We start from the raw sequence: 26,172 nt of genomic DNA on the forward strand, positions 1-26,172 counted from the left end.
ATATGTTTGTATGTAAAATATGAGCATGTGGGCTTATTTTAGTGCCTGAAATTAAAACCTCTATATAACAGTAACAGGTAATACAGCGTATACTTTTTGGAATGGGATTTACAACAGGTTAGGGATACGCCAGAAGAATCATTTGAGGAATATAAGAAGATTAAACAGGCAGATGTATTATTGATGGCTGCCAAATACAAGAATAGGGTTCCAAAGCATATTTACGATCCATTGCTGAAGGTGGAAGTAAAACCATATTAGATATATAATGTTATGGATAGGGTAGTAGCATAGAATCACCTCGCTACTACCCTTTGTACTAATTAAGTTTTTATGAGCATGAGATTCAATGTTTAATGAGGGCATTTGGTATATTTAGCTTCGCTTTCAAGAGAACCTAATTTCATAGACCCACATTTACTGCATCTTTGTGCTGAATAGGTTTTTGTCAAACAGCTTCCATTTTTATTTTTTGTATGTTTTGAATATTTACCATCTACAAAAGTATGTGTGCATTTTTTTCTTGTAAGTGGACGATCATCAATACGATAAGTATTTCCATATATATCTACAAATTGTGAGTTATATGTAATTTGTAGGTTTTTTGAATTTTCAGGTTGCAGATTACTTGAAAACATAACCATCTGGTTTGAGTCTGTAAGATAGACATCATCAGATGGCTGCTCTGCCCATGTCATCGTATGTGGTTTGTCATAGGCAAATACTGTAAAGCTGCTACATGCTACTGCCACAATGGAAAGTAAGATTGCCAACCTGTTTTTCTTTCTTTGTTCTTTCATAATTAAGTTTATCCTTTCTTTTATCTTTTTTTTATTATTGCTAAAGGAGTTAATATAGTTCATTGGCCCAATTGGGTTTAGCGCAGCCATATCAATAATTAAATGCCCATATTTTCTTTTGTTTTCTCTACTTAGAGATTGAGTTATGGCCTCATCACATGCGAATTCACATGACTCATCTAAATAAGAATCCAGTTTATATACTAGTGGATTAAACCAATAGATTCCAATTGCTATTGTACGAAAAAGCTTGACTAAAATATCATATCTTCTAATATGATATAGTTCATGTTTTATAATTAGTTCATGTTTAAAAGTATCTTTGAGTGTAGGCATTACAATGATAGGCTTATATATACCAATGGTGAATGGTGAAATATTAATATCTGAAAGATAAACTCTTATGTTTCTTTTGATATGTAATTGGTTTCTGTACTTTTCTACAATATTCAATAATTCGGGTGAAAATGTTTCATGGTTAATGTGAAGAATAAACTTTCTAAATCTTCGATGTTTCCATATATGATATGAAAGGGATATAAAGGTGATTCCTATCCATAGATAAGTAACAATCATATTAATTCCATAAGAGCTATTAAAACGAGATCCTTCTGGTGTTATCATAATTATTGGGGCATTTCCTTTAATCAATAATTCAATTTCTTGACAATCGAGAAAATACTGAAATAACAAAGCGATAACCACCTTTATATACCCAAGCGGAATAAGCATCATGAATAAGGCTATCTTCAAGATCGTATATCGTTGGTATTGACTAAAGAGATTTTTATTATAATAATCCAAAATCATAAAAATAATAAATAATGTGTTGCTTGATATTATCATTGTAAAAATTATATTCATTAACGTTTACCTAATCCAGATCGTTTAAATAGTCCTTTAATTCATTGGCCTCTTCGGAGCTTATATTTTTATTTCCAGCTAAAGCTACTATTAGTTGTTTTAATGAGCCATTAAACATAGTATCTAGCACTTCTTTTGCCTTCTTTTGCGCAAATTCTTCTTCGGTAAAGGCATACATATATTTTTTCTTATTTTTCACCAGAAATCCTTTCTCCTCCATACGTACTAAATACGTATGTATGGTCTGCCTTTTACATTCTTTTCCATTATTATTAAAATAAACCCAAAAATCTGCGGCGGAAAACCATTGCTTCTTTTGCCAGAGTAATTTCATAATATCTTGTTCCGTTTGTGATAAAGTATATTTCATTTTTGTACATCCTTTTTCTTTATTTAATTAAATATTACTACTTGAATGTAGGAATGTCAATTAGTGTAAGTTAACTTTCGTGAAAAAAGTATTGACATGTGTTAAAATAGATGCTAGCATTAAATTACTACACATAGTAGAAAAAGTAGAATGAGGGATTTGTTTGTGAGGTGAGCAGTTGTGATAGCTGGTTTTATTGATTGGGATATTTGTCTTTTTGGATAGTAAATTTCAGTTCAAAGAGATAAAGAAATTATATATTATTAAATTAAAAAAGAAAGTGAGGTGATTCCAATGGACTTATTTTCCTGGCTTAATTTGTATCGACAGACTGGAAATTCATTGCTGAATATAGTATTTTATGATTCTAAGTATCAGTTATCAGTTCCATAAACAAACCTTTGGGGCTTGGGAAGATCATATCATAGCTTAGATATTGAAATTCCTTACCCGGAATCAGCGTTTTTCAAGATTGAAAAGATGAGTATATTTAAAGGAGGATACATGAAAAGTAAAATAGCAACAATTGTATTGGCAGGAATGATGGCAGTAAACGCATATATTACAGCTTTAGCGGGTATACCATCTACAAACGGTTTAACACAAAATGCCGACGTTTTTATGGCAGAACTCGAGCGAGCTATTGAATCATCTCCTATATTAGACATTAGTAATTATGATGTTAGTATTACTGGAAAAACAGCAAGAAACATTAGAAGTAGTAATGGTCAGATTGTTTTAAGAAATGTTGATGAGATTGTTAGATTCCTAGAACAACAAGAATTGGATCAGAAAAAATTTTACGAAAGCGTTGAAACTATAACTGAAAATAATAAAGCACGTGCTGCTGGTGATGTAACAAAAACTATAAAATATACTAGATCGCTTATTACGAAATATGTTTTATCTGCCAAAGTAAAAGTAAATAAAAACACTGGTATTATTAGCAAAGTTTCTTCTCCGAAATTAACAATGACTGGAGGTTTAGGAGTTAAGATTGAAGATCAAACTTATTATACGGATATCATTGATCAGAAGGCAGCATATGTTGAGTGTGAATATACAAATGTAAGTGAGATTAAAATTCCCGGCGTAACAGATATTGAAATTCAACGCAAGGGCTATCGCACATATATGCATTATCGTTATGATACCGTTTACGATACTGGAAATGAGGCGCTGTAGAATTGGATAAACAATTATTGTTTGATATGGTTGTAACTGGTGCCAATGTTATTATCCCGTTGGTTATTGTTATAATTATTATACTTATACTTTGTATACTATATAAAAATAAAAGAAAGTGAAAATATACTCAAATTTCAAAGGTATTGTCGGTATTAGCTTAAATATTTAAAGAAATATATAAATTTAGGGGTTTGCATGTAAATGTGATAAGTCTGTTTCGATGTCTGCGTAAACTCAAATACTGATATAAGATAACCTTTAACTTCCATGGGGAGAGATTATTTTTTTGACCCCTTTGTTTGTATGTTTCTGAGTATATCAAGAAGAGTTGACTTATGACGCATTATTCAATAAAGGGTACCAACTCAAAAAACGTAGGACAATATATAGGTTCACTTGTAGGTATATTTATTGTATTTAGTTTTATTTTATATTATATAATAAAACCACTTACAATAAATGATGTATTTCAGCATAAAAAGCGAATGAAATTTTAATATAGGAGATAAAATAAGAGTTTATTATGATGGGAGTATTGCAGAGAGTTACAGATCCTAGATCCGGATGGTAAGGGACGAATCCTATTACTGTTCACGACGATAAGTCATTGGAGAAATAATTTGATACCAATTGAACAAGAGCCTTGGTATGGTATAAATCAAATATTTGGATATTAGCATAAGTCCTTTATCAATTGTAGAAATATGATTGATAGAGGACTTATTTTAGTGCTTTAAATTATAGTTTAAGATTTCAACTATCAAGATATGAAGGTTTTTTTATTGTCCAAGATCAGGTAAGTTAAAATTTCACAGATTAAGTACTATTTTTTTGAGTGGCAAACGGAAATATGATATAATTGAGACTATACAACTATGGAAGGATTCTATATGAAATGAATAAACAACATGGATTGGGTAGTACTGATAAAATGCCGAGAGAATACTTGGAAGCTTTATTTTTGAGTGATAAAGAATTACAATTGTTAGAAGATGAACTTTATATAATCTCTCCAGAATTAATTGTTTGCAAAGATTGTGAACAAAATATGCCGGCTCACCGTGTACCAGTGCTTGCCCATACCTATGAGATAGTAAACGGCGTAAGGAAAGATATCACTCTGAAACTGGCTGCTTTGTTTCATGATATCGGCAAACCATATACCAAGAGAACAATCAATGGAGTTGACAGCTTTAAGGGGCATGAGAAGGTCAGTGAATTACTGGCGGATTTGATTTTGCAGAGACTGGGCTTTGAAGATAATATCCGACAGGATGTTTGTTTATTAATTAGATTTCATGATTTTGATTTATCCCCCACGAAAGAAAGTATTGATGATATCACACAAAATATGCAGAATTTGAGAGATTATGTTCCTCTCCTTTTTTAATGGAAAAGAGGTATTAAATATGAAAGCCTATGAACGTGAGACCGATATGTGGAACAAAATTTTTGAAGAATATCAGCCATTGGATCTAAGAGAGATAGAACTAAAGGTTGAACCAATGTTTGACGAAGCGTTGAAATTGTTTGCCAGCAGAACAAAACGAGTATTGGACTTTGGATGCGGAACTGGTGATGTTTCTTTTCAATACCTTCAGTATCAACCAGATCATCAGATTGTCGGAGTAGATAAAGCAGAAACTGGTATTAGATTTGCAAAAGAAACAGCCAAGCTAAGTCATTATAGAAGAACCCATTTCTTTACTGGAGGAAAGGAATTCTTAGATCAGTTTGAGAAAGAGGAGTTTGATGGAATTATTTTATCAAATGTTCTGGATGTAATGCCTAAAGATGTCTCCAATGAGACGATGCTTAAGTTAAACAGTCTCTTGAAACATGACGGCTGCTGGTTTATCAAAATGAACCCTTATTATTCCAAAGAAGAACTTGAATCGTTTGGATATCAGAAAAAAGGGGGAAATCTATATGAAGAAGATGGGATTCTTCATCTTCGGCAGGCCACTACAGAATATTGGAAGAAACAGTTATCAAGATTTGGTGAGATGATTGCCTATTTAGAATTCCAATATACCTGGCAGAAAGGCATGAATAGGCTCTTTATTATTAAAAAATAAACATTTAGTGGAATGTCAGTTACTTATAGATGATATCCGGAACATCCCTTCCCGCTCCTTTGCAATGCACATAAAGTCCCTGAAATACAGCAGATCAGGCTAAAAATACTAATTGACATTAGTATACAACCAAACGGAAAAGCTATCCCTTAACGCAAATAGGGGATAGCTTTTAATCCTTTCGAATTGCTCTTTTGAAGGTGTAAACCTGGACAAGGGCTGTCTAGTCCCGCTATTAAATATGATTATCAAAAAATTATGTAATTGTTTGTAACATATTGTTATGAACAGGTAGGATTGGCATATAATAGAATTAATAAGATCATTTGAGGATAGCTATGATCATACACGTTGTCCAACCTGGTGAAACCATCTTTACAATATCAGAGTATTACAAAATCCCTATTGACAGATTAATATTGGAAAACGGAATTATTAACCCAGACAATTTAGCAATAGGCCAAACGATTGTGATTGTTCAACCTGAAATAGTTTATACCGTCCAGGATGGTGATACTTTAGAAAGTATTGCAGAGAAGCACGGTGTTTCAACAATGGAATTATTAAGAAATAATCCCTATCTCTCCGATAGAGAATATTTGTACTCCGGTGAAACGATTGTTATAAAATATCAAACGGATAAATCCAAAACAATTGCCACCAGTGGTTATATCTTTTCCTATATAGATAAATCTGTTTTAATAAAAACACTTCCTTTTTTAACGTATTTGACTATTTTCAATTATAGAGCTACAAGTTTAGGAGAGATTATCGCAACTGCTGACGACACGGAACTTATCCAGCTGGCTAAATCATATGGTGTTGCGCCCATGTTGTTTGTTTCCACGATTTCGGGAGAGGGAATAGCCAGCCGTGAAGTGAACTATGAAATTTTAAATAACCCTACTATACAGGATAGCCTTATTAATAATGCTCTTCAAATAGTAAAAGCAAAAGGTTATTATGGTATCAACATATATGTCGAAGACATCACCTTAGACAATATAAATAATATTGCAGAATATTTGAAAAAAGCTTCAGCGATATTTCATTCAGAGGGTGTCAGGATCGTGATCACCACAACACCGGTTACGAATAGTGAAACCCCATATGCCAGTTTTGAAAAATTAGACTATTCAAAATTTGCTGAATATGTGGATGGAATTATATTTTCATCTTATGACTGGGCAAGGACTTACAGCTATCCAAGCTCAATCTTTCCGGTTGATTTTTTGAGAGGCTTGTTAGATTATGCGGTTAGTATTATTCCATCTGAATTAATTTTTCTAGGTATCACTACACTTGGTTATGATTGGACACTTCCCTATGTTCCCGGTGCCACAGAAGCCACTGTAATAACCAATGAAAATGCGGTACTAATTGCAGCGGAAAATAATATACCAATACAATTTAATGAAGCGGCGCAATCACCTTATTTCTATTATATTGACAGTAGTGGAATTATGCATGTAATATGGTTTAAAGATGCAAGAAGCTTTGATGCACGGGCAGCGCTGGCTGGAGAATATAATCTCCAGGGTTTATCTCTTTGGACTGTTATGAGATTTGATGCCCAAATGTGGCTTATTATTAATAATCAATATTATATAGAGAGACGTTTGGGAATTAGTTAAACAATCATGTGATTTTTCAATATTGTTGATAACATGAACAGAAGTATGGTAAAATTCTAATTCAGCATGATTAACCAAAATGGCTTAAATTTAGATAAAGGAAGGAAAAAGAAAACAATGGACAATCAGGAAATTATTGATAAATTAACGAAGGTATGTATCTGCAAAGGAGTTTCTAAACAAACAATAAAAAAGGCAATTTCAGAAGGTGCAGATACCGTTGAAAAAGTATGGAGTAAGACGAATACTGGCAATGGCAGCTGTAAAGGAAAACGCTGCGGAGAAAAAATTCAGCAGATTTTGGATAACTGGGAAGAAGAAAAGTAATTTTCACATTGATTTTATGACCCGGCTAAGTGCCTCCATCTAATTAATTTATCGGGTGATTATAGGAAAACATTGCTATAATAATTTGTAAAAAGGCTGTTGCAAAGTGATTTGCAATGGTCTTTTTTTAGCCAAGAAAGTAACAGTTTGAACGTTTATCCTATGAAAAGATTCTGTTTCGTGGTATGCAGATAAAAAGTATTTATAGATAGAATCTATAAATGACTGGTTACTTATCGATTAAATCAATTGGACTCAAAAGCAGTACCTACTTATAATTAATATAGCTAAAAATTATACATATTGGGAGAAGAAGTATTATGAAAAAAAGGGTACTGGGTGTATTGCTGTGTCTTTCCATAGCAGTATCACTGACAACAGGATGTGCAGCAAAGACTGAAAGTAAACTTGCTGAAAGCGAAAAGAAGACGGAGAAGGAAGAAAAGACTGATGTAAACGCTGATCCGGTGGATAAAAAAAAGGTGTACGTATCACCGGACTGGGTGCAGAGCGTAATTGAAGGGAATCAGGAAGAGTCAACTGATTATGTAATTCTGGAATGTGCATGGGGAGAGGAAGCAGATAATCCTGCATATACAGAAGGACATATCAAGGGTGCCTATCATATGAATACGGATTACATAGAATCAGAAGAATATTGGAACATCCGCACACCGGAGGAAATAGAAAAGCTGATGGCTGATTACGGTATTACAAAAGATACGACAGTCATATGCTATGGAGCGGATGGAATAAATTCTGCAGATGACAGAGTCGCATTTACTCTGCTCTGGGCAGGAGTAGAAAATGTAAAATGCTTAGATGGCGGGTTTGAGGCCTGGACCAAAGCCGGTTACGGCACGGAAAAAGGCAGTAATAAGCCGAAGGCAACAGACAAGGGATTTGGAACAACAGTTCCTGCCCATCCGGAATATGTTATTTCCATTGATAACGTAAAAGGAAAGCTTGAAAGTGACAGCAATTTCAAATTAGTGAGTATCAGGAGCAAGGCGGAATTCTCTGGAGAAACCAGCGGATACGGATATATCGATAAGGCAGGAGAACCCAAAGGCGCGATTTGGGGACATGATACGGACGATGGTTCTTATAATAAGGCAGATGGAACGACAGTCGGTATGGATGTGCTGGAAGGATATTTAAAAGAATCCGGAGCCTCTCTTGACAATGAACTGGCATTTTACTGCGGAACGGGCTGGAGAGCCACAATCCCATTTTTGATCTGCTACGAAAACGGCTATACCAACGCAGAGCTTTATGACGGAGGCTGGTATCAGTGGCAGATGGATGACAGCTTACCGGTGCAGGTGGGAGATCCTGTAAGCGGTAAATGTGAATATACCACGGTAGGTAATCTTTCCAAGGACAAAGCAGCAAAATAACAATAAGTATATGAGCGCTGGACGCGGAAGCGGCAGCGCTTATTTTAACATGGGAAAATGCAAAATGAAAAAGTTTGGATATTTTATTATAACCTTTGCAGAAATTCTATTTTTAGCGGGTGCATACATCATCCAATATTTTACCCGGAAAAAAATGGGGATGGCAAGATATGTGATCTATAAAAGTCAAGGCTGGGAGCGCTCGTTTCCCATGGAAACATTGAAATACACTTCTATTTCAGTATTGACAGCATTGACACTTCTGCTTTTGGCAGCTTTGGTTATCCGGCGCGGGCAAAAGGGGAGACTGGAGATTGCAATGCATGTTGCTATGGTTATACTTACAGCGTTTTACGGAACTTATACTTATATTGGATCCACAAAGACGATGAGAGCGTACTATTTTATCAGCCTGATGTTCGGAGCGGCAGCGCTGCTGCAAATCATAAAAACAGGGGCGGTACATGTGATGCGGAGAAAGAAAAAGGATGAATAATAAAAAAGTGTGGGTATTTGCAGGAATCATCGTTATGATTCTTTGCTTTAATCATGTATTTGGGTGGTCCTCCTATATCAGTAATATGGATAATCTGGCTTTTCTAAAGCAGGCGGTAGAGGATAATCTACCCTATGCCATTGCAATCTATATGCTGCTCACCATTGCAGGCTGTGCCTTTCTGGCCCTTCCAGGTGTCACATTTGCAATATTTGCCGGTCTGTTATTTGGCCCTGTTCTGGGTACGGTATGTTGTTCTGCGGCTACCACAATCGGGGCGGTTTTTGCATTTGCGGCGGGTAGGTTCTTTTTAAAAGACACCGTCAGACCAATGGTGGTAAAGAATAAATATCTGAATAAATGGTTGTTTGACAATTCTGGAAAAAACCAGTTGTTTGTCCTCATCATTACAAGGCTTGTTCCGGTATTTCCCTATAACCTCCAAAACTTTGCCTACGGTATTACAGATATTAAATTCAGCACTTATATGATCGGTTCTCTGGTTTTCATGCTTCCGGGTACCGCGATGTACACGGTTGGAACGGCCGGGCTTGCGGACAAAGAAAACCGGATTCTGTATATGGGGATCGCGGCTGTATTGGCAATTGGGGTGATGGGAATGGGGGTATTTTTAAAGAGGAGATACATACAGGAGGAGCAAGATGGAAGATAAGCCGAGAATCATGGATCCGGATGCATGCGTTCATTGCCATATCTGCCGGCAGCACTGTCTCTTTCTGGAAAAATATAACATAGATATCGGTGATAAAGAAAAGCTGGAGGAGCTTTCTTATCACTGCTTTTTATGCGGCAGATGTTCTGAAGTCTGTCCCAAGGGAATTGACGGAAGAGAAGTCGTTTTAGGGATGCGAAAGGAGCAGGTTCGCAGGAATGATGGACAACTTCGTGAAAAAGGCTACGGAATGCTTGTAAGGGAGAAACAGAACTATTTATTTCAGAACTACGGTCTTGGGGCGAAAAAGAGCGTCCTATTTCCGGGCTGTAATTTCCCGGCCTATTATCCCAAGACGACCAGGTACCTGATGGAACTGTTTCGGGAAAGAGCAGGAGCAGGGACGGTATTTGACTGCTGCGGAAAGCCAATTGCAGAACTGGGAATGGAGAAGCAGGAAGAAGAGATTATTGGAAGAGTGGAGAGAAAGCTAAGAGAAAACGGCGTGGAGGAGGTGATTACCCTCTGTCCAAACTGCTACGCTTATTTAAAACCCCGCCTGAACGTAAACGTAGTGAGTATATATGAAAAACTTCGGGAGCTTGGAATCGGGAAGATGATTGAGGGAAGGCTCACCATATTTCCGCCTTGTCCGGACAGGGAAAATAAAGAGCAGTTGGACTTCATACGGGCGTTTTTAAAGGAAGAACCGGATCTGATCTCTCATGTGCAGTGCTGCGGGCTTGGAGGCTGCGCCGGGAGCAAAGAAAAGGATCTGGCAAAACAGATGGTATGCAGCATCGGGCAGGAGAGTGAGAGGACCATATATACTTACTGTGCTTCCTGTTCAGGGAACTTTGTAAGAAAAGGATACAAGGATACAAAGCATATACTTTTAGAAATACTAGAGAGAAACGAGGGGCCGGACACAGGCAGATCTGTGGTAAACCGAATAATGACAAAATACCGGAGAGAGAAAAATAATGAATAAAAAGAGTAAATGGATTAAGAAATTCGTGTTGATATTGGGGATTGGGGCTGCGATAGCAAGTTATTATGGGATACCATCAGTAAAAGAAACTATGAATCTGGTATTTAAAATGTTTGCAAGCGGCGATTTTGGAGTAGTGAAAGATTTCATCGCATCCTGGGGGGCGTATGCAGCTGTAATATCCTTTGGGCTTATGATATTTCAGTCTATAGCGGCTCCTCTGCCAGCCTTTCTCATTACCTTTGCAAATGCCAATCTGTTCGGTTGGTGGCAGGGAGCGATCCTCTCGTGGACAAGTGCCATGGCGGGAGCAGCGCTGTGCTTTTATATTGCAAGAGTTCTGGGAAGAGATGTGGCAGAAAAGTTTACAAGCAAGGCCGGATTAAAGCAGGTGGATGCGTTCTTTGAAAAGTATGGAAAAAGTACGGTTCTGGTCTGTCGTCTTTTGCCCTTTGTATCCTTTGACCTTGTAAGTTATGGGGCAGGACTTACTTCCATGTCCTTTGGCTCCTTCTTTCTTGCAACCGGAATCGGTCAGCTTCCGGCGACCATTGTGTATTCCTATGTGGGAGGAATGCTGACAGGCGGAGCAAAATTATTAGTAACAGGGCTTATGATCTTGTTTGCATTGTCGGCGTTCATAGTAATGGCAAGAAAAATATACGTGGAAAAGCAAAGACAAAAAGGAGAGAAGTAAGAATGGGTACTTATGAAAGACAGCATATCACCTTTGAAGAAATCCAGGAATTATTCCTCCAGGGATTTGACTGTTCTCAGGTAGTTGCAGGGGCGTTTGCGGATGAATTAGAAGTCGATAAGAAACTGCTTAGGAAGGTTTCTGCCTGCTTTGGGGGAGGTATGCAGTGCGGGGAAACATGCGGCGCTGTTACGGGGGCTTTGATGGTGCTTGGAATGAAATACGGGCATAGTGAAGAGGGAGATACCGGGCAGAAGCAGGTAATGAAGCAGAAAACCGGGGAATTTAAGAGGCTGTTTGGGGAGAAATATCCTTCCTGTATCTGCCGTGTTTTACTGGGGCATGATATTTCAAAGAAGGAAGAACTGGCAAAGGTGATGGAACAGGGGTTGCTTCTTCAGTTCTGCCCCAAAGTAGTGGAAGATACAATAGAAATTTTAGGAAAGATTATATAAATGAGACGGGCAATTATCATATTTACAAGGGTACCAATACCGGGAAGTACGAAGACCAGGATGATGCCCCAGCTTCGTCCGCGGCAATGTGCAAAGCTTCATATCTGTTTTTTGAATGACATAAAAAAGGAATGTGAAAAGTGTAAGGCTAGTATTTTTGTCTGTTATACTCCGGATGAAGATAAACAAAAAAGGGATCTAGAAGAAGTAATGGGAAAGCAAAGAGGGTACTTTCTGCAGCGGGGGGAACATCTGGGAGAACGGATGTATCGTGCATTTGAAGAAGTATTTGCTATGGGGTATGAGGAATGCATTCTGATTGGAACCGATGTGCCGGAGCTTCGGTCCGATGATCTTAATCGGGCATTTGAAGTGCTTCAGACCCGGGATGTGGTGTTCGGGAAAACCTATGACGGAGGATATTATCTCGTAGGGATGAAGAAAGCCCGGCGGGAGGTCTTTGGCCTTGACCGGTATGGGCATGGAGCAGTTTTAAAGGAAACCATAAAGGCACTTTCCCAGGCCGGAATTACGGTGGGCTATACGAAGATGCTTTGGGATATGGACACCCCATCGGATTTAAAACAGTACCGGAAACGAATGCGTGTTAAGAAAGAACTGAAACAGACGGAAACCGGGCGGTATGCGGCTGGAATCACTCCGGTCTCTATCATTATCCCCATATATAATGAAGAAAAAAGAATTGTAATGTTTCAGGAGCAGTTAAAGGAACTGCAGGGAAAATGTGAAATATTGTTCGTGGATGGGGGAAGCACAGACCGCACACTGGAATTAATAGATCCCGGATATACCGTGCTGCATAGTGAAAAAGGCAGGGGAAGGCAGATGAACGCAGGAGCGAAAGTAAGCTGCGGAGATATTCTGTTTTTCCTCCATTGTGACAGTGAGCTTCCGCCAAAGCCACTTGCGGAAATCAGGCGGGTGATGCGGGATCATCAGGCAGGCTGCTTTGGGATAGCATTTCACTCCCATAACTTTTTCATGTTTACATGCAGGGTGATTTCCAACCACAGAGTTAAGGACCGAAAGGTCATGTTTGGAGATCAGGGAATTTTTGTGGACCGGGAGTTATTTTTTGAAGCTGGAATGTTTCCCGAGATTCCGATCATGGAAGACTACCAGTTCTCACTGACATTAAAGGAAAAACAAGTGAAGCTTGGGATGACAGGAAGAAGAATTTATACATCGGACAGGCGTTTTCCAAAAGGGACCGTACCAAAGCTGAAGCTCATGTGGAAAATGAACCGGCTACGAAAAATGTACCGGGACGGAGTATCCATAGAACAAATCTCGGATATGTACCGGGATATCAGATAGGGGTGGAGATATGGATCAGGTAAAGGGATTAAGAGAATACATCAAATGGAAGGGATATCGGGAAAGACTGGGGCTTTTGGAGGAGGTTACAGAAGAATACCGGATACTGGCTCAGGGTGAGTATAACAGAAACTACCTGTTTCTCCATCCGGTGACAGGGAAAAAGCTTATTCTGAGAGTGAATTTTGGAAGCCAGATGCATCTTGAAGATCAGATTGGGTATGAATTCCGTGCTTTGGAGCTGTTAAAGGATTCGGGACGCACGCCAAGACCCTTATATGTGGATGGGACTAAGGAGAAGCTTCCCTTTGGAGTAATGGTAATGGAGTATCTTCCCGGACATGCATTGGATTACGAAAAGGAACTGCTTTATGCAGCAGACTGCCTGGCGGATATACACAGCATTGACCTTGGGAGGGAGACGCCGCTGGTGGCGCCGGACAATCCTTTAAAAGCAATTTTGGAAGAATGCGAGGAGATGTTCCGGACGTATGAAGAGTCTGCTCTTGGAGACGAAGGAAAGAAAAGAAAAATACGCAGGATGCTGGACAGAGGCTGGGGAAGGGCAGACAGCCTGCCAAAGCCAGCCTACCGGTGCTGCATTAATACGGAGCTGAATTCAACGAATTTTCTTATTAACGGAGTAGGAAAAGGGAATTACTTGATTGACTGGGAAAAGCCGATCTACGGCGATCCGGCACAGGACCTTGGGCACTTTCTTGCACCTACCACAACCTTCTGGAAGACAGATGTGATTCTGGAAAGTGAACAGATGGAGAAGTTTACAGATGCGTATATCAAAAAGGCAGCAGGGAGATTTAATATTGACGGCCTGAAAGAACGGACCTGGGCGTATATTCCCATTACGTGCCTGCGGGGCATCACCTGGTGTGCAATGGCCTGGGTGGAATATAAGCAGCCGGACAAAGAAATAATCAATGAGTCAACAGCCCGTAAACTGGAGGCGTATTTAAGCTATGGATTCCTGGATAAAATAGCAGGATTTGTTGGCTGATAGTAGATATATAAATATATGGAATTAATGAATCGGTAACTATGGCGATTTCGCTTAAATGAAGTGAATTGCCTTTATAATCATCATAACGGTGCTGAAAAAATATATACGCACCGGAAAACTAAGGAGGAAATATTTATGAAAAAGAAGTTTTTATCAGCTGTTTTAGTGTCAGCAATGACGGTATCTATGATTGCGGGATGCAGCTCTGGAAATGGAGCAGAGAAGAAAGAAACAACGGCAGTGGAAAGTACAGCAGCAGAAAGCACAGTGGCAGCAGAAGGCACAACGGCAGCGGAACTTACATCAGCAGCAGAAAACACAGGGAAAGAAGAATACCAGTTTGTATCTGCCGGGGATGCAGTAAAAGCGGGGGCTGACGGAAAAACACATGTCCTTGATGTAAGGGAGTGGTCTAATTACGGAACAGGAAGAGTTGCCAATTCGGAATGGTGTCCCATCTTCCCGCTGGAAGACGAATCCCTGACAGATCAGATGAAAGCATATGCGGAAGAAAATTTAAAGGACGGAGAGAAAATCTATATTATCTGCAACAGCGGGCAAAGAGGGGCTCAGAAGTCAACAGAGGTGTTAGAAGAAGCCGGAATCGATGCAGGTCTTATCTATACAGTTGAAGGGGGAGCAAAAGCCCTGGCAAAAGAAAAAGGGGCGCTGACAACAAACCGTGCGGAAGAAGGTATAGACTGGCAGTATGCAAAAGCAGCAGATGTGATTGCAAAGAAAGATGCTCAGATCGTGGACGTGCGTGATGATGATACATATGCAGGAAGCCATTTGGAAAATTCTCTTCAGGTGAATTTAAAAGATTTTGAAAGTGCAGATGCACAGACCGCAATGTATGAACTGGCGGCAGAGAAGCTTAATAAAGATGAGCCGGTATATTTCTTATGCTACAGCGGAAATAAATGCGCAAAGACAGCGATTTCCGTATTAAAGGATGCCGGCTTTGATGAAAAGAATCTGTTTATCATTGAAAACGGGGCAAAAGACGGTGACGTTCAGGCAGCATTTGTAAAGTAATAAACCTGCAGTAAGACAGTGAAAGACGGAGAAACGATATGAAAAAAAGAATTTCTGCATCGCTTCTGGCGGTTGTTATAGCTCTATCCATGACAGCCTGCGGGAACAATGAAGGACCAAAAGAAGAGAAAAAAACGGCTTTAGAAACAGAAGAGATGTCCTTCGACAGAATGAAGGAGGAAGCAAAGGGCACTACCGTAACATTTTATGGATGGGGCGGGGATGAGAAGCTCAATGAATGGCTGGACAATACCTTCGCAACGGTAATGAAGGAAACGTATGACATTACCATGGAACGTGTCCCAATGGATATTGATCAGGTGTTAAGCCAGTTGTCAGGAGAAATCCAGGCGGGCGAAAAGGACGGAAGCATTGACATGATCTGGATCAATGGAGAAAACTTCCGTTCTGCGAAAGAAAACAATATGCTCTATGGGCCTTTCGCGGATAAACTTCCCAATTTTCAGGATTATGTAGATGTAACGTCCGAAGATGTAACGCTTGATTTTGCATACCCCATTGAAGGGTTTGAAGCTCCTTATGGAAAAGCGCAGATCGTTCTGATTGCGGATACGGCTGTAACCCCGGACATGCCCAAAAGCGCTGAAGACTTTAAGGAATTTGTCCGGAAGTATCCGGGAAAGGTGACTTATCCGGCGCTACCGGATTTTACAGGAAGTGCGTTTGTAAGAAATATGATCTATGAGATCTGTGGATATGAACAGTTTTTGGATATGAAAGGGGATAAGGAAACGGTAAAAGCTGCTGTAGAACCAGCTATGGCATATTTAAGGGAGCTGAATCCGTACTTATGGAATGAAGGAAAAACCTTCCCGGATTCCTCAACGACCCTGGACAATATGTTTTCAGACGGAGAGGTTGTGCTGAACATGACCTATGATGCCTACGGAACTGCTGTTAAGATAGCGGACGGGGCATATACGCAGACAACACAGTCGTTCCAGTTTGAGAAGGGGACCATCGGAAATACCAACTTTATGGCTATTGCAGCAAATTCCGGAAATAAGGCAGGTGCAATGGTGGCAATCAATGAAATGCTGTCTCCGGAAATTCAGGCTGACCGTTATGATACATTGAAGGTCATACCGGTTCTTGATAATTCAAAGCTTTCAAAGGAACAGAAAGCATCATTTGATGAGGTGGAGCTTGGAAAGGGAACGATTCCCCAGGATGAGCTGTTATTAAAACGTCTTCCGGAAATGCCGGCTGAGCTGGTTCCCATTATTGAAGAAATATGGACAGAAGAAGTGGCAGGAAAATAATGAAAGATAAGCTGATGCCATACTTGCTTTTGGCTCCCCAAATATTGCTTACCATTTTGTTTATGATTGGTTTAGTAACTGGAATTACCCAAAGCTTAGGGGTAATTCCAGCTTTTGGGTTAAAGAAGCCAACGCTTTTGTATTATAAGGAGGTTCTGTCACGGCCGGATATGATGAGATCGGTGCTGTACAGCCTTAGGATTGCACTGTTTTCATCGGCTCTTGCAACGGCAGGCGGCGTATTTTTTTGCGGTGTATGCGTCATGGGAAAGAAAACTCAGGGAGCAGTTATGCGTATCATCCAGCTTCCGATCATCGTGCCTCATGTGGTTGCGGCGCTTTTTGTCATCAATATTTTTTCCAGGAATGGAATCCTGGCCAGGGCTGCCTATGCGTTTGGCATGATACAGGAACAGCAGCAGTTTCCAATGCTAATCTATGATCCTCACGGGATCGGAATCATCATGGCATATCTGTGGAAGGAAATTCCCTTTATTATTTATTTCGTCCTCGCACTGATGGCTAATATAAACGGAAGTCTGGGAGAAGCGGCGACAAATCTTGGAGCGAAAACGTGGACGGTGTTCTGGAGGGTGACGCTGCCCTTGTGCAGAAATACAATTATAAGCGGATTTTTGATTATTTTTGTTTTCGCACTGGGGGCGTATGAGCTTCCTCTTTTACTTGGGGCCACGGTACCCAAGGCATTGCCGGTTATTGCGTATCAAGAGTATATTCATCCGGAATTAAGACACCGGCCTTATGCCATGTCTTTAAATGGAATTATTATCATAATCTCCCTTATCAGCGCACTACTATATTTTCTGATGATGCGGAGAAATGTGAAATGTTTAACGGAAGAACAATAGACCATGAAGAATAAAAGAAAATCAATATTTATAAGCATGATGCGGTTCATTTTGCTGGCTGCCATTCTTATTCCGGCGGTTACTCTGTTTCTATGGATTTTCACGGAGCGGTGGACATGGCCGTATCTGGTGCCTCAGGTGTTTTCAAAGAGAGCTATTTTAGAAATAGCAGGAAGAAAAAAGGAGCTTTTGCAAATCCTCTGGTCGAGCATTCTGATTTCCACGGTTGTAGCTGCCTTATCTGCGGTGATCGGCATTATGACGGCGAGAGCCATATTGTTATACCGTTTCCCCGGAAAACAGCTGGTGTATTTTTTCACCATCCTTCCATTTATGGTTCCTGCCACCGTATTTGCAATGGGGATACAGATTACATTTATTAAAATGGGGTTAAACAACAGGATTGCAGGGATCATCATTGCTCATCTGATCTGTTCGCTCCCTTATGCTGTGCGCCTCATCATGGATGGGACGGCGGCTGTAGGAAGCAGGCTGGAAGAACAGGCCAGAGTCCTGGGAGCCTCTCCTTTTCAGGCCTTTTACAAAACGTCTCTGCCGATGCTGACGCCTGTGATTCTTTCAGCGGTCAGCATGTCATACATCGTTTCTTTCAGTCAGTATTTTGTAACGCTGTTGATTGGAGGAGGAAATGTAAAGACCTTTACGATCCTTATGGTTCCCTATCTGCAAAGCGGTAATAGAAACATTGCCTGTATTTACAGCACCTTGTTTCTGGGCGTGACATTGCTCGTGTTTGGGGTGTTTGAATGGGCGGCAGGCCGCTATATGAAACATGGGGCCGGAGAATATTATACATCGGAATGAGATGACAAAAGAAAAGGGTGAGATAACAATGAGCCTTATGGTAGAAGATTTAAAAGTAGTACTGCAGAAAAAAGAGATTCTTCATGGGATCAGCCTGGATATACGGAAAGGGGAATTCATCTCACTTCTTGGTGCATCCGGGTGCGGGAAGACGACACTTTTGAAAAGCATAGCGGGACTTCTGGAAATCGAACAGGGAGAAATCCGGATCCAGAATGCATCTGTTGCGGGGGTTCCCCCTGAGAAAAGAGGGACAGTCATCGTATTTCAGGATTTACGGCTGTTTCCCCACATGACTGTGGTACAGAACATTGCATTTCCCATGGAGCTTCAAAAGGTGGCGAAAGATGTTCGGAGGGTAACGGTGAAAAAGCTGTTGGAAGAAGTACAGCTTACGGGATTTGAGAACCGGAAAATAAAAGAAATGTCCGGGGGGCAGATGCAGAGAGTTGCGTTGGCAAGAGCCCTTGCTGCAAATCCGAGAGTGCTGCTTTTGGATGAACCGTTTTCAGGACTGGATGAGTGCTTAAGGCTGGAGATGGGAAATCTTGTGAAGAAGCTTCACCAGGAGCGGAAGATTACCACGATTCTTGTGACCCATGAGAAAAGAGAAGCGATGCAGATGTCGGACAGGATTGCGCTCATGAGTGAGGGACGGATTTTACAGTACGACACGCCAAGGAATATGTTCTGTCATCCGGTTTCAAAAGCAGTAGCGGAATATTTCGGCAGGGTGAACTATGTGAAAGGAAGAATGGAAAACCGCTGGTTCAGCAGCAGTCTGTTTGAGATGAGTGCAGAGCTGGAAGACGGGGATTATGAGGCGATGATTCGGCCGTTTTCCGTGAAGCTTGAAAGAGAAGGAGCTTACACAATTATCGGAATTTCATTTATGGGAGAGATGGTGGAAGTGAAGATAGAAGTACCGGAGGGCATAATATTAAGTCAGGTCACGAGTCACGAGCTGGATAGGCTGGGACTGGAAGAAGGGGACCGGGCCGGTATTTTTATCGAGGAAAACGGAGTGACTTGGTTTCGGAAAGGAGCGTAACATCAGATGAAGCATGTGGTATTTGACTGTGACAATACGTTTGGGGTAAAGGACTGTGATGTGGATGACGGTCTGGCCCTGATGTACCTTCTTGGCTGTCCGGAAGCGAAAGTACACGGAATTACGGCAACTTATGGGAATAACCGGTTGGATATTGTATACAATACCAGCCGAAACATGTTAAAGGAACTGGGACGTGTGGACATTCCGGTGAAAATGGGCGGGGAAAAATGCGGAGCGTACGAAAGTGAGGCGGCAGACTACCTTGCAGAGATGGCGGATAAGTATGCAGGAGCTTTATCGATTCTTGCAACCGGCTCTCTTACGAATCTCCGGGGGGCTTATGAAAGGGACAATCATTTTTTTGAGAAGGTAAAAGAAATCGTGGTAATGGGAGGAATTACAAGCCCGCTTGTGTTTGAGAAAAAGGTGATGAATGAGCTGAATTTCTCCTGTGATCCCTTTGCCACGTGGACGGTGCTTACGAAAGGAAAGAATGTCTCGGTGATCACAGGGAATCATTGCCTGAAGGTGTTGTTTACAAGGGAAGAATATAAGGAACGTTTATTCGGCTCAGACAACAGGGCCGCCGAATTCATTCGGGAGAAGACGGATTATTGGTTTGGATATAATGAGGAGGACTATGGCATCGGCGGATTTTATAACTGGGATGTGACCGCGGCAGTATATCTGATGAATCCGGAGCTGTTCGTGGATGAGAGAAAGGCGCTGTTGATTTCGACGGAGGATTTGAAGCGAGGGTATCTGCAGGAGGCGGAAAAAGGAAACTGTGTGTGTAATCTTCCGGTGATTGATGGGGAAAAGGCGTTTAAGGATCATATTTATGATGCATGGATGCGGGTTCCCATGGATTAAGGCGGTGGGGGTGGAGATGATACTTTGATATTCTTGGAATATTGGTATGCGAAGACGATAAATGACGCAGTGAAATGGTTGGGAGACCTTTTTCACTGCGTCATTCAATTTTTGTAAATTCAATGATAAGTCCATTGAAAATATCAAGCTGCCTTGTAGTCAGTCCTTTGGATACATATTTAGGCTTACTGCTGTGAAACTCCTTCATTAATGTATTTATGATATTGATCTGGCTAGTCGTTAAGTTATTGACCATAATTGTTTTTCCTTTTTCTTTTCCTGCCAGAAAATCCAGGCTTACATCAAAAAGTACAGATAAATCGATTAATGTCTCTAAGGTAGGCAATTTTTGATTGTTTTCGTATTTGCTTATCAACGATTTACTTTTATTGATCTTTTGTGCCAATTGCTCCTGAGAGTATCCTTTTTCTTTCCGTAACTGTTTTAACAGCTCTCCAAAATCATACATCATGAGCCTCCAATACCAGTTTTTTTTGTTTGTTATTAGTATATAACGCAAACGTTGACTATTTGGAAACTTTGTAATAATATATAGTTGTTAATCGGAAACATTGAGGTTTTTGAGAACAATTATTCGTATATTATGGTATAATTTTCAGAGATAATACAAGAGATAAAAGAGGAAACAGTATGAAAATAGCTATATGCGATGATTGTCAGGAAGATATCAGACAACTGGAGGAGTGCATCAGAGAAAGCAAATTCTGCCCCCAAAGCCAAGATTTTTATGAGTATTCCAGTGGGGAAGCTCTGCTGGCCGATTATAGGGATTTCGATATTGTATTTCTGGATATGAAAATAGGGGAAGGGATGAATGGAACTCTTACAGCTCAAAACATACGAAAGCGTGATACAAAGGTAATTATTGTATTTTATTCTGATTTTGAATCACCAGCCAGCAGAATATCTTCTGTACGGCCTTATGATTATCTGCTGAAGAGGTATTCGAAAGAAGAATTGTCCCAAAGTCTGGATATGGTGTTGGAAGAAGTACAGAACAAGGAAGAGTCACCCAAGCTGCCTGTTGTGTGTGATGGGAAAGTATTTATTTTACAGATATCAGATATTATATACGTTCAAATCTATAATAAGGGAAGCCAAATATGGCTGACAGATAAAAAAGCAGAGGAAATCTGGGGAGGTGTATCCTCAGAAAAGGAGCTTAAACAAACGATTGAAACTAAAACGAAATTAAAGGAGTACTACCAGGAACTAAGAAATTACGGTTTTATTTATGCCAGTGAAAGCTACATCATCAATGCTGAGAAGGTCGTATCCCGGCAGAAAGATTTTGTTCGGATGGAGGGTGGCCACAATCTTACAGTGGTCAGAAGAATGAAAAAAGTGTTTGATGAAGAACTTGGGAAATATTATGGAGTTAGGTATATTCGGGAGAGGATAAAAAAGGAATGAATATAGCACAAATTATATATGGGCCGGTGATGTATCTAAACTGCGTGTTTGAAATCTTTTTATTATACAACTTATTGGAAGGCGTATTCCAGCCGTATGAAGACCGTAAAAATGTCAGGCTTCTGGAAATAGCAGCATGCAGCACGGTGATTTTTTTAATCAACAGTTTAAATCTGCCCACTGTAAATTTATTTTGTGTACCGCTTATGTATATGTTCTTTGTATGGTTAATGTTTCGTATAGAACTAAAATATAATTTTCTTTATGTTTTATTTTACTATGTAATTTTAGCGGTAACAGAATTTACATTTCATCATATCTATACGTTGCTGGAAATTGATGTTTCCAAAGCATATTTTAGTATGGTGCTTTTTTTAATCATTCAGAAGACATTCGAATTTGCAGTAGTACAGATAATAAAAAAGCGTCACCAGGGCCCTTATGAAAGCGGCAGCTTTCAGTATTTAAAATATTTATTTATACTTCCTATTGCATCTTTGGTTTTGCTGAATGGATTTTTATTACCAAAGCAATATTCCGGCGGCTATCTTTTAATCTGTTTCGGTGGGGTATTATTAATTCTATCCAATGTAGTTGGTTTTTCTACTGTGGAAAAATTATTAAACGCAGAAAGAGTGGCCAAAGATGCGGAATTACTGGCGTTAAAAACTAAATTGGAACGAAGCCACTATCAAAGGATGGAGGAAATGAATCAGGATTACGCAGAATATTTACATGAAATGAACCGTGTAATCCGAATCATGGAGCAACTGTCATGCACAGAGGATCAGGGCGCGGTTAAAGGTGCGATGGAGAAAGTATCGCAGATGGGTAAGACTTCTATGAAACAATGTTATATCAGTGACCAGATCACCAATGCTATTTTTATAGAACGAGAGAAAAATGCCATGGATAAAGGCGTAGATTATCAGGTGGATATCCAATCAGGAATCGATGTGAGCTTTATTGACGATTTAGATAAAATCAGTATGATTGGTAATCTGCTTGACAATGCGCTGGAGGCGGCCGAAGAGTGCAAGGAAGGTTATGTATTTGTAAGCTTATATAAGGGAAATGAAGCACTTGTCATATTAAGGATAGAAAATAATTTTAAAATCAGGCCCCATAAGATAGGAGAGAAATATTTTACCACAAAAATTGAAAAGAAAAAGCATGGTTTCGGGATCAAAAAGGTAGAAGAATTATCAGAAAAGTATGGAGGTATATTAAATTGTTATGAAGAGGGAGACACCTTTGTAGCGGTGCTGATGTTATCAAGCATACCAAATTTGGCAAATTAACGACCAAATTCGGCCAAGCTGTTGATTCCTCTGATAAAAACATGGTATGCTGAATAAAAATACATAGGGGGTATCTTTATGAGTAAAATAACGAAGAAGTTGAAAAGCCAAAATTGGACTGTTTTTATGATGAATGCTTTAGCACTGCTAGTGGTAGCTCAGAATGTAAATGCAGCGTGTGCCTGGCTGCAGCATCAACCCGAGGTACCAGAGGAAGCCAAACGTTTTAGAAAATTTTAGGTGACAGCAAAGACCATGATTGAAAAGTTAGCAAAAAAAGTTGTGACCTGGCAGGTGCAGAAAGATTATCTGTTAATAAAAGATGAAACATTATATATATATGCATATGAGCTGCTAATTGGGCAGGCTGTCAATATACTGATTGCCTGCTTTTTGGCAATTGTTTTCCATGCATATACTACGGTGTTGATATTTCTGGTATCTTATATCCCTCTGCGTTCTTATGCGGGAGGTCATCATGCCAAGTCATATAATATGTGTACGATAGCTTCTACGGTGATGGTATGCATCGTTTGCATTGCTGCAAAAGTAATACCAGACGATACCATTATTTGGATAAATCTGGCGGGGGGAATGATAAGCGGGATTCTGATCTTTATGCTGGCACCGGTGCAGGATCACAATAAACCTTTGGAGCAGGTTGAAAGAGAATGCTACAGGAGACGCAGCAGGGTAATCTGGGCGGCAGAAACTGCATTGTGGGCGGTTTGCTATTTGTTAAATGCCAGAAATATCAGCCTTGCTGTTATATTAGGGCATTTAGCCTTGTCTGTTATGTTATGTATGGGTAGTGTGAAAAATAAAATATATACAGAAGAATCATGATACGGATGAGAAAAAGGCGTTGCTGGAGCAGCGCCTTTTTTTAGATCAAGAGAAGCTAAGTCGACCAAATTCGGAAAGTTAGTGACCAGATTCAGCCATCGCATTGTATTGTTTAAAATAGTGTGATATTTTGTAAAAAAATGTAAAAAAATAGTGCTTTTTGTAGCGAGAGGTGTTTTATGCCATTTACAAAAATTAATCAAAGCTTTTATCGGTATGAAATCACTTACCGAATTTTAAACTGGGACAAAACAGAAGAGATCAGGACGGATAGTCTGGATACGGATATTTTGTATAATAAACTGAATTTCTGGAACAAAAAGCGCCATATGAGGGATTGTGAGAGAAAAGTGATCAGTAAAGTAATTCAGGATGGCCGGATTTCCAGGCTCCAGATATTGAACGAGAATTTTATCCTGATTCCCAGATATATCTGCAGGGTTAACTAGAACTTTAAGAGGAGGGCGATATGAAAATATGGAGAAAAATCTTTCTGGCTACAGGGATGATTATTTTGCTGTTTACAGTCAGGCAAATCACGTCGGTGGCGGGAGTAAACCAGGGATTCAACGAAACTGAAGGTGAGGTGGTGTTTCTTTTGGACACCAGCGGTTCCATGAATACCTATGACAAAAAGCGCCTGGCAATTGATGCGATCCGACAGGCGGCCTACAGCCTCCCCTCAAATTATAAAGCTGGATTGGTATCTTATAATACAGGAATTCAGACAATCGCTCCGATGGGTACCGGACTGGAACAGATGGATGCGCAATTAGCGGCTATTACATACAAAGGCTATACCAACGCCGGAGAAGGATTGAATCAGGCTGTGGGACTTTTTTCAGACAAGGAGGGTATGGACCGCAGCATCGTCATGTTGACGGATGGTGAAATTGATATGCCTGACCAGCAGGCAAAAGAGTCTTCCCGTATCCTATATTCAGATGCGATGAAGAGGGCAAAGGAAGCCGGTGTGAAAATTTACATTATTGCCGTAGGCAGTGAGTTAAATGACCCTCAGATGCATATCTTTGCCGGTGCTGAGATGACGGACGGGGCCATCTACTGGCAGGGTCAGTCAGGTACTCTGGTGCAAATTATGAACCGTATCCTGTATGAGCGTATGAACATCCCAAAGAAATCCGTGGGGGTGACGGATGGAAATGGCGGCAGCCTTCATGCGGAACTGCCCTCACCGGGGGCAGAGCATGTGCGAATCATTCTGACTGCCAGTCAGGGGATTCAAAATGTTACTGCGGATTATGCGGCAGAAGAAGGCCGTATTACCGGCGGGCAGAACTTTGCGGTATTGGAGATGACCAGACCAGCCGAAGAAGCTGTGGAGGTCCATTTCCAGACGTCGGAGTTAGCTGGAGTAGAAGCATATATGACCGTGGAATATACGGCTGAACCTGTAATAGAAGTCTCTTATCGGAGGGAAGCTTCCGAAGCGGGGGAAGAACGTAACGGGAGAACAAAAGTACCTTTGGCTGATAAGCAGTATGCCGACCTGAAAATATGGCTGAAAGATATAAAGGGAAAAAACGTCAACCTCTGGAATGCTCCTTATTATGAGGGACAGGAAGTGCCTTTCCGTGTCAATGGAGTCACGGAAACAGGAAGAATAAATAACGGAATTATACCTTACTCCCTCCACATAGACGGGATCGATGAGCTTTCAATTGAAATTGATTCTGGTAGTTTTGAAGAGCATTATGTGATCACCCAACCGGCATTTATAAAACTTGCGCCACCCCAGGAGCCTGTACCGGAGCCGGATTACCGCCCATTGTGGATCATTTTAGGAATACTTGCGGCGGCATTGATCCTCATACTGGCCTTGTGGGTGAAGAAAAAGAATACCACAGTGGTCTATGTGGCACAGTCCCCGGCCTCAAGGGAGCCTGCAAAGAAGATGGAGACTAAAGCCTGCACTTATTCAGGGAAATTCAATCTATACGTGGTAAGAACTGTGGATGGCAGGGACGTGCCTCCCCAGACTTACCAGCTATTCGGTAGAAATAGTGGCCGTATGACCTTGGATCAGATTCTTTCCGCCTGTAAGATCAAGTTGGGGAAGATCGGAGAGGAGGACATTATCATCTATCCTGGGCCGGATCATTCGGTAATAATTATGGATCAGTCGGAGCGGTGCACTGTGCTGCGGGGGATGGAGATTCTAAAAAAGGGTATGGGATACCCGGTGTTTTATAACGAAAAGATTACCATTACCTTTGAGGACGAGTCCACGGAGATGGAAATCCATTATAAAAACTTAAAGCCAAGTGAGAGGAAAGCGTAACAATGAAAGGAGCGCGGA

Annotated in this window: 29 protein-coding genes; 26 read left to right on the top strand and 3 right to left on the bottom strand. The window is 40.3% G+C overall.

Annotated elements, in window-relative coordinates; all coding sequences use genetic code 11:
• Nucleotides 1–96 precede the first annotated feature (96 nt).
• Complete coding sequence (locus BMX69_RS24315) at nucleotides 97–261, top strand: hypothetical protein (protein WP_166433152.1); 165 nt, start codon at nucleotides 97–99, stop codon at nucleotides 259–261.
• 92 nt (nucleotides 262–353) lie between these two features.
• Here BMX69_RS24315 and BMX69_RS01855 read toward each other — a convergent pair whose 3' ends face one another.
• Complete coding sequence (locus tag BMX69_RS01855) at nucleotides 354–1,664, bottom strand: M56 family metallopeptidase (RefSeq protein ID WP_100041394.1); 1,311 nt, start codon at nucleotides 1,662–1,664, stop codon at nucleotides 354–356.
• Between the two features lie 10 nt (nucleotides 1,665–1,674).
• Nucleotides 1,675–2,034: a BlaI/MecI/CopY family transcriptional regulator gene (locus BMX69_RS01860; protein WP_100041395.1), complete on the bottom strand. Its 360-nt coding sequence runs from the start codon at nucleotides 2,032–2,034 to the stop codon at nucleotides 1,675–1,677.
• A gap of 504 nt (nucleotides 2,035–2,538) precedes the next feature.
• Between BMX69_RS01860 and BMX69_RS01865 the strand changes: the two genes are divergently transcribed.
• The 19 genes from BMX69_RS01865 to BMX69_RS01955 all read left to right on the top strand — a co-directional run bounded on the left by BMX69_RS01865 (nucleotide 2,539) and on the right by BMX69_RS01955 (nucleotide 20,271).
• Nucleotides 2,539–3,219 (top strand): hypothetical protein, encoded by a 681-nt coding sequence (locus BMX69_RS01865; protein WP_100041396.1) that lies wholly within the window; start codon nucleotides 2,539–2,541, stop codon nucleotides 3,217–3,219.
• 898 nt (nucleotides 3,220–4,117) lie between these two features.
• Nucleotides 4,118–4,612, top strand: coding sequence for an HD domain-containing protein (locus tag BMX69_RS01870; protein ID WP_100041397.1), 495 nt, complete (start codon nucleotides 4,118–4,120; stop codon nucleotides 4,610–4,612).
• A gap of 19 nt (nucleotides 4,613–4,631) precedes the next feature.
• Nucleotides 4,632–5,300 (top strand): class I SAM-dependent methyltransferase, encoded by a 669-nt coding sequence (locus BMX69_RS01875; RefSeq protein WP_197678656.1) that lies wholly within the window; start codon nucleotides 4,632–4,634, stop codon nucleotides 5,298–5,300.
• A gap of 338 nt (nucleotides 5,301–5,638) precedes the next feature.
• Nucleotides 5,639–6,934, top strand: a complete 1,296-nt coding sequence (locus BMX69_RS01880) for a LysM peptidoglycan-binding domain-containing protein (RefSeq protein ID WP_100041399.1) — start codon at nucleotides 5,639–5,641, stop codon at nucleotides 6,932–6,934.
• Between the two features lie 66 nt (nucleotides 6,935–7,000).
• Entirely contained in the window at nucleotides 7,001–7,261 is a 261-nt protein-coding gene (locus tag BMX69_RS01885) for a (2Fe-2S)-binding protein (RefSeq protein ID WP_330387583.1), read from the top strand.
• A 320-nt stretch (nucleotides 7,262–7,581) separates the two neighbouring features.
• Nucleotides 7,582–8,661, top strand: a complete 1,080-nt coding sequence (locus BMX69_RS01890) for a sulfurtransferase (RefSeq protein WP_054789675.1) — start codon at nucleotides 7,582–7,584, stop codon at nucleotides 8,659–8,661.
• 10 nt (nucleotides 8,662–8,671) lie between these two features.
• The gene (locus BMX69_RS01895) at nucleotides 8,672–9,157 is read left to right on the top strand and encodes a hypothetical protein (protein WP_100041401.1); all 486 of its coding nucleotides are present in this window, start codon (nucleotides 8,672–8,674) and stop codon (nucleotides 9,155–9,157) included.
• Nucleotides 9,150–9,830: a TVP38/TMEM64 family protein gene (locus BMX69_RS01900; protein WP_054789677.1), complete on the top strand. Its 681-nt coding sequence runs from the start codon at nucleotides 9,150–9,152 to the stop codon at nucleotides 9,828–9,830. Before BMX69_RS01895 ends, BMX69_RS01900 begins: the two co-directional genes overlap by 8 nt.
• Nucleotides 9,820–10,821 carry a heterodisulfide reductase-related iron-sulfur binding cluster gene (locus tag BMX69_RS01905; RefSeq protein ID WP_054789678.1) on the top strand — a complete coding sequence of 334 codons (1,002 nt, stop codon included), beginning with the start codon at nucleotides 9,820–9,822 and terminating at the stop codon, nucleotides 10,819–10,821. Before BMX69_RS01900 ends, BMX69_RS01905 begins: the two co-directional genes overlap by 11 nt.
• Nucleotides 10,814–11,518 carry a TVP38/TMEM64 family protein gene (locus BMX69_RS01910; RefSeq protein ID WP_054789679.1) on the top strand — a complete coding sequence of 235 codons (705 nt, stop codon included), beginning with the start codon at nucleotides 10,814–10,816 and terminating at the stop codon, nucleotides 11,516–11,518. Before BMX69_RS01905 ends, BMX69_RS01910 begins: the two co-directional genes overlap by 8 nt.
• 26 nt (nucleotides 11,519–11,544) lie before the next feature.
• A complete protein-coding gene (locus tag BMX69_RS01915; RefSeq protein ID WP_100043742.1) occupies nucleotides 11,545–11,973 on the top strand; it encodes a C-GCAxxG-C-C family protein in 429 nt (142 codons plus the stop codon).
• Nucleotides 11,974–13,311: a TIGR04283 family arsenosugar biosynthesis glycosyltransferase gene (locus BMX69_RS01920; protein WP_100041402.1), complete on the top strand. Its 1,338-nt coding sequence runs from the start codon at nucleotides 11,974–11,976 to the stop codon at nucleotides 13,309–13,311.
• A 10-nt stretch (nucleotides 13,312–13,321) separates the two neighbouring features.
• Nucleotides 13,322–14,326 carry an aminoglycoside phosphotransferase family protein gene (locus tag BMX69_RS01925; protein ID WP_054789681.1) on the top strand — a complete coding sequence of 335 codons (1,005 nt, stop codon included), beginning with the start codon at nucleotides 13,322–13,324 and terminating at the stop codon, nucleotides 14,324–14,326.
• A gap of 138 nt (nucleotides 14,327–14,464) precedes the next feature.
• Nucleotides 14,465–15,367, top strand: coding sequence for a rhodanese-like domain-containing protein (locus BMX69_RS01930; RefSeq protein ID WP_054789682.1), 903 nt, complete (start codon nucleotides 14,465–14,467; stop codon nucleotides 15,365–15,367).
• Nucleotides 15,368–15,456: 89 nt separating this feature from the next.
• Nucleotides 15,457–16,650, top strand: a complete 1,194-nt coding sequence (locus BMX69_RS01935; RefSeq protein ID WP_408610335.1) for an ABC transporter substrate-binding protein — start codon at nucleotides 15,457–15,459, stop codon at nucleotides 16,648–16,650.
• Nucleotides 16,650–17,519 (top strand): ABC transporter permease, encoded by an 870-nt coding sequence (locus tag BMX69_RS01940; protein ID WP_054789684.1) that lies wholly within the window; start codon nucleotides 16,650–16,652, stop codon nucleotides 17,517–17,519. The genes BMX69_RS01935 and BMX69_RS01940 overlap by 1 nt, the downstream gene beginning before the upstream one ends.
• 3 nt (nucleotides 17,520–17,522) lie before the next feature.
• On the top strand, nucleotides 17,523–18,344 hold the full coding sequence (locus BMX69_RS01945; protein ID WP_100041403.1) for an ABC transporter permease: 822 nt from the start codon (nucleotides 17,523–17,525) through the stop codon (nucleotides 18,342–18,344).
• Nucleotides 18,345–18,372: 28 nt separating this feature from the next.
• Entirely contained in the window at nucleotides 18,373–19,395 is a 1,023-nt protein-coding gene (locus BMX69_RS01950) for an ABC transporter ATP-binding protein (protein WP_100043743.1), read from the top strand.
• Between the two features lie 6 nt (nucleotides 19,396–19,401).
• Entirely contained in the window at nucleotides 19,402–20,271 is an 870-nt protein-coding gene (locus BMX69_RS01955) for a nucleoside hydrolase (RefSeq protein ID WP_100041404.1), read from the top strand.
• A 100-nt stretch (nucleotides 20,272–20,371) separates the two neighbouring features.
• Here the strand turns inward: BMX69_RS01955 and BMX69_RS01960 are convergent, their stop codons facing one another.
• On the bottom strand, nucleotides 20,372–20,743 hold the full coding sequence (locus tag BMX69_RS01960) for a helix-turn-helix domain-containing protein (protein WP_092246859.1): 372 nt from the start codon (nucleotides 20,741–20,743) through the stop codon (nucleotides 20,372–20,374).
• Between the two features lie 179 nt (nucleotides 20,744–20,922).
• Here BMX69_RS01960 and BMX69_RS01965 point away from each other — a divergent pair, with 179 nt between their 5' ends.
• The 6 genes from BMX69_RS01965 to BMX69_RS01990 all read left to right on the top strand — a co-directional run bounded on the left by BMX69_RS01965 (nucleotide 20,923) and on the right by BMX69_RS01990 (nucleotide 26,154).
• Entirely contained in the window at nucleotides 20,923–21,705 is a 783-nt protein-coding gene (locus BMX69_RS01965) for a LytR/AlgR family response regulator transcription factor (protein WP_092246862.1), read from the top strand.
• A complete protein-coding gene (locus BMX69_RS01970) occupies nucleotides 21,702–23,006 on the top strand; it encodes a sensor histidine kinase (protein ID WP_100041405.1) in 1,305 nt (434 codons plus the stop codon). The genes BMX69_RS01965 and BMX69_RS01970 overlap by 4 nt, the downstream gene beginning before the upstream one ends.
• Nucleotides 23,007–23,084: 78 nt before the next feature.
• The gene (locus tag BMX69_RS01975) at nucleotides 23,085–23,246 is read left to right on the top strand and encodes a cyclic lactone autoinducer peptide (RefSeq protein WP_174715195.1); all 162 of its coding nucleotides are present in this window, start codon (nucleotides 23,085–23,087) and stop codon (nucleotides 23,244–23,246) included.
• Nucleotides 23,247–23,852 carry an accessory gene regulator ArgB-like protein gene (locus BMX69_RS01980; RefSeq protein ID WP_100041406.1) on the top strand — a complete coding sequence of 202 codons (606 nt, stop codon included), beginning with the start codon at nucleotides 23,247–23,249 and terminating at the stop codon, nucleotides 23,850–23,852.
• Nucleotides 23,853–24,031: 179 nt separating this feature from the next.
• Nucleotides 24,032–24,301, top strand: coding sequence for a hypothetical protein (locus BMX69_RS01985; protein WP_054789692.1), 270 nt, complete (start codon nucleotides 24,032–24,034; stop codon nucleotides 24,299–24,301).
• A 20-nt stretch (nucleotides 24,302–24,321) separates the two neighbouring features.
• Nucleotides 24,322–26,154: a vWA domain-containing protein gene (locus tag BMX69_RS01990; RefSeq protein ID WP_100041407.1), complete on the top strand. Its 1,833-nt coding sequence runs from the start codon at nucleotides 24,322–24,324 to the stop codon at nucleotides 26,152–26,154.
• Nucleotides 26,155–26,172 lie beyond the last annotated feature (18 nt).

Origin of the sequence: Lacrimispora sphenoides JCM 1415, assembly GCF_900105615.1 — a bacterium.
GTDB lineage: Bacteria > Bacillota > Clostridia > Lachnospirales > Lachnospiraceae > Lacrimispora > Lacrimispora sphenoides.

What these genes read in the sequence shown, in the direction of transcription:
- BMX69_RS01920 (WP_100041402.1), top strand. Translation starts at nt 11,974, where the DNA reads ATGAGACGGGCAATTATCATATTTACAAGGGTACCAATACCGGGAAGT.
- BMX69_RS01900 (WP_054789677.1), top strand. Translation starts at nt 9,150, where the DNA reads ATGAATAATAAAAAAGTGTGGGTATTTGCAGGAATCATCGTTATGATT.
- BMX69_RS01945 (WP_100041403.1), top strand. Translation starts at nt 17,523, where the DNA reads ATGAAGAATAAAAGAAAATCAATATTTATAAGCATGATGCGGTTCATT.
- BMX69_RS01865 (WP_100041396.1), top strand. Translation starts at nt 2,539, where the DNA reads ATGAAAAGTAAAATAGCAACAATTGTATTGGCAGGAATGATGGCAGTA.
- BMX69_RS01965 (WP_092246862.1), top strand. Translation starts at nt 20,923, where the DNA reads ATGAAAATAGCTATATGCGATGATTGTCAGGAAGATATCAGACAACTG.
- BMX69_RS01925 (WP_054789681.1), top strand. Translation starts at nt 13,322, where the DNA reads ATGGATCAGGTAAAGGGATTAAGAGAATACATCAAATGGAAGGGATAT.
- BMX69_RS01880 (WP_100041399.1), top strand. Translation starts at nt 5,639, where the DNA reads ATGATCATACACGTTGTCCAACCTGGTGAAACCATCTTTACAATATCA.
- BMX69_RS01895 (WP_100041401.1), top strand. Translation starts at nt 8,672, where the DNA reads ATGAGCGCTGGACGCGGAAGCGGCAGCGCTTATTTTAACATGGGAAAA.
- BMX69_RS01905 (WP_054789678.1), top strand. Translation starts at nt 9,820, where the DNA reads ATGGAAGATAAGCCGAGAATCATGGATCCGGATGCATGCGTTCATTGC.
- BMX69_RS01960 (WP_092246859.1), bottom strand. Translation starts at nt 20,743, where the DNA reads ATGATGTATGATTTTGGAGAGCTGTTAAAACAGTTACGGAAAGAAAAA.
- BMX69_RS01985 (WP_054789692.1), top strand. Translation starts at nt 24,032, where the DNA reads ATGCCATTTACAAAAATTAATCAAAGCTTTTATCGGTATGAAATCACT.
- BMX69_RS01910 (WP_054789679.1), top strand. Translation starts at nt 10,814, where the DNA reads ATGAATAAAAAGAGTAAATGGATTAAGAAATTCGTGTTGATATTGGGG.
- BMX69_RS01970 (WP_100041405.1), top strand. Translation starts at nt 21,702, where the DNA reads ATGAATATAGCACAAATTATATATGGGCCGGTGATGTATCTAAACTGC.
- BMX69_RS01955 (WP_100041404.1), top strand. Translation starts at nt 19,402, where the DNA reads ATGAAGCATGTGGTATTTGACTGTGACAATACGTTTGGGGTAAAGGAC.
- BMX69_RS01940 (WP_054789684.1), top strand. Translation starts at nt 16,650, where the DNA reads ATGAAAGATAAGCTGATGCCATACTTGCTTTTGGCTCCCCAAATATTG.
- BMX69_RS01860 (WP_100041395.1), bottom strand. Translation starts at nt 2,034, where the DNA reads ATGAAATATACTTTATCACAAACGGAACAAGATATTATGAAATTACTC.
- BMX69_RS01950 (WP_100043743.1), top strand. Translation starts at nt 18,373, where the DNA reads ATGAGCCTTATGGTAGAAGATTTAAAAGTAGTACTGCAGAAAAAAGAG.
- BMX69_RS01930 (WP_054789682.1), top strand. Translation starts at nt 14,465, where the DNA reads ATGAAAAAGAAGTTTTTATCAGCTGTTTTAGTGTCAGCAATGACGGTA.
- BMX69_RS01890 (WP_054789675.1), top strand. Translation starts at nt 7,582, where the DNA reads ATGAAAAAAAGGGTACTGGGTGTATTGCTGTGTCTTTCCATAGCAGTA.
- BMX69_RS01885 (WP_330387583.1), top strand. Translation starts at nt 7,001, where the DNA reads ATGATTAACCAAAATGGCTTAAATTTAGATAAAGGAAGGAAAAAGAAA.
- BMX69_RS01935 (WP_408610335.1), top strand. Translation starts at nt 15,457, where the DNA reads ATGACAGCCTGCGGGAACAATGAAGGACCAAAAGAAGAGAAAAAAACG.
- BMX69_RS01855 (WP_100041394.1), bottom strand. Translation starts at nt 1,664, where the DNA reads ATGAATATAATTTTTACAATGATAATATCAAGCAACACATTATTTATT.
- BMX69_RS01870 (WP_100041397.1), top strand. Translation starts at nt 4,118, where the DNA reads ATGAATAAACAACATGGATTGGGTAGTACTGATAAAATGCCGAGAGAA.
- BMX69_RS01990 (WP_100041407.1), top strand. Translation starts at nt 24,322, where the DNA reads ATGAAAATATGGAGAAAAATCTTTCTGGCTACAGGGATGATTATTTTG.
- BMX69_RS01875 (WP_197678656.1), top strand. Translation starts at nt 4,632, where the DNA reads ATGAAAGCCTATGAACGTGAGACCGATATGTGGAACAAAATTTTTGAA.
- BMX69_RS01975 (WP_174715195.1), top strand. Translation starts at nt 23,085, where the DNA reads ATGAGTAAAATAACGAAGAAGTTGAAAAGCCAAAATTGGACTGTTTTT.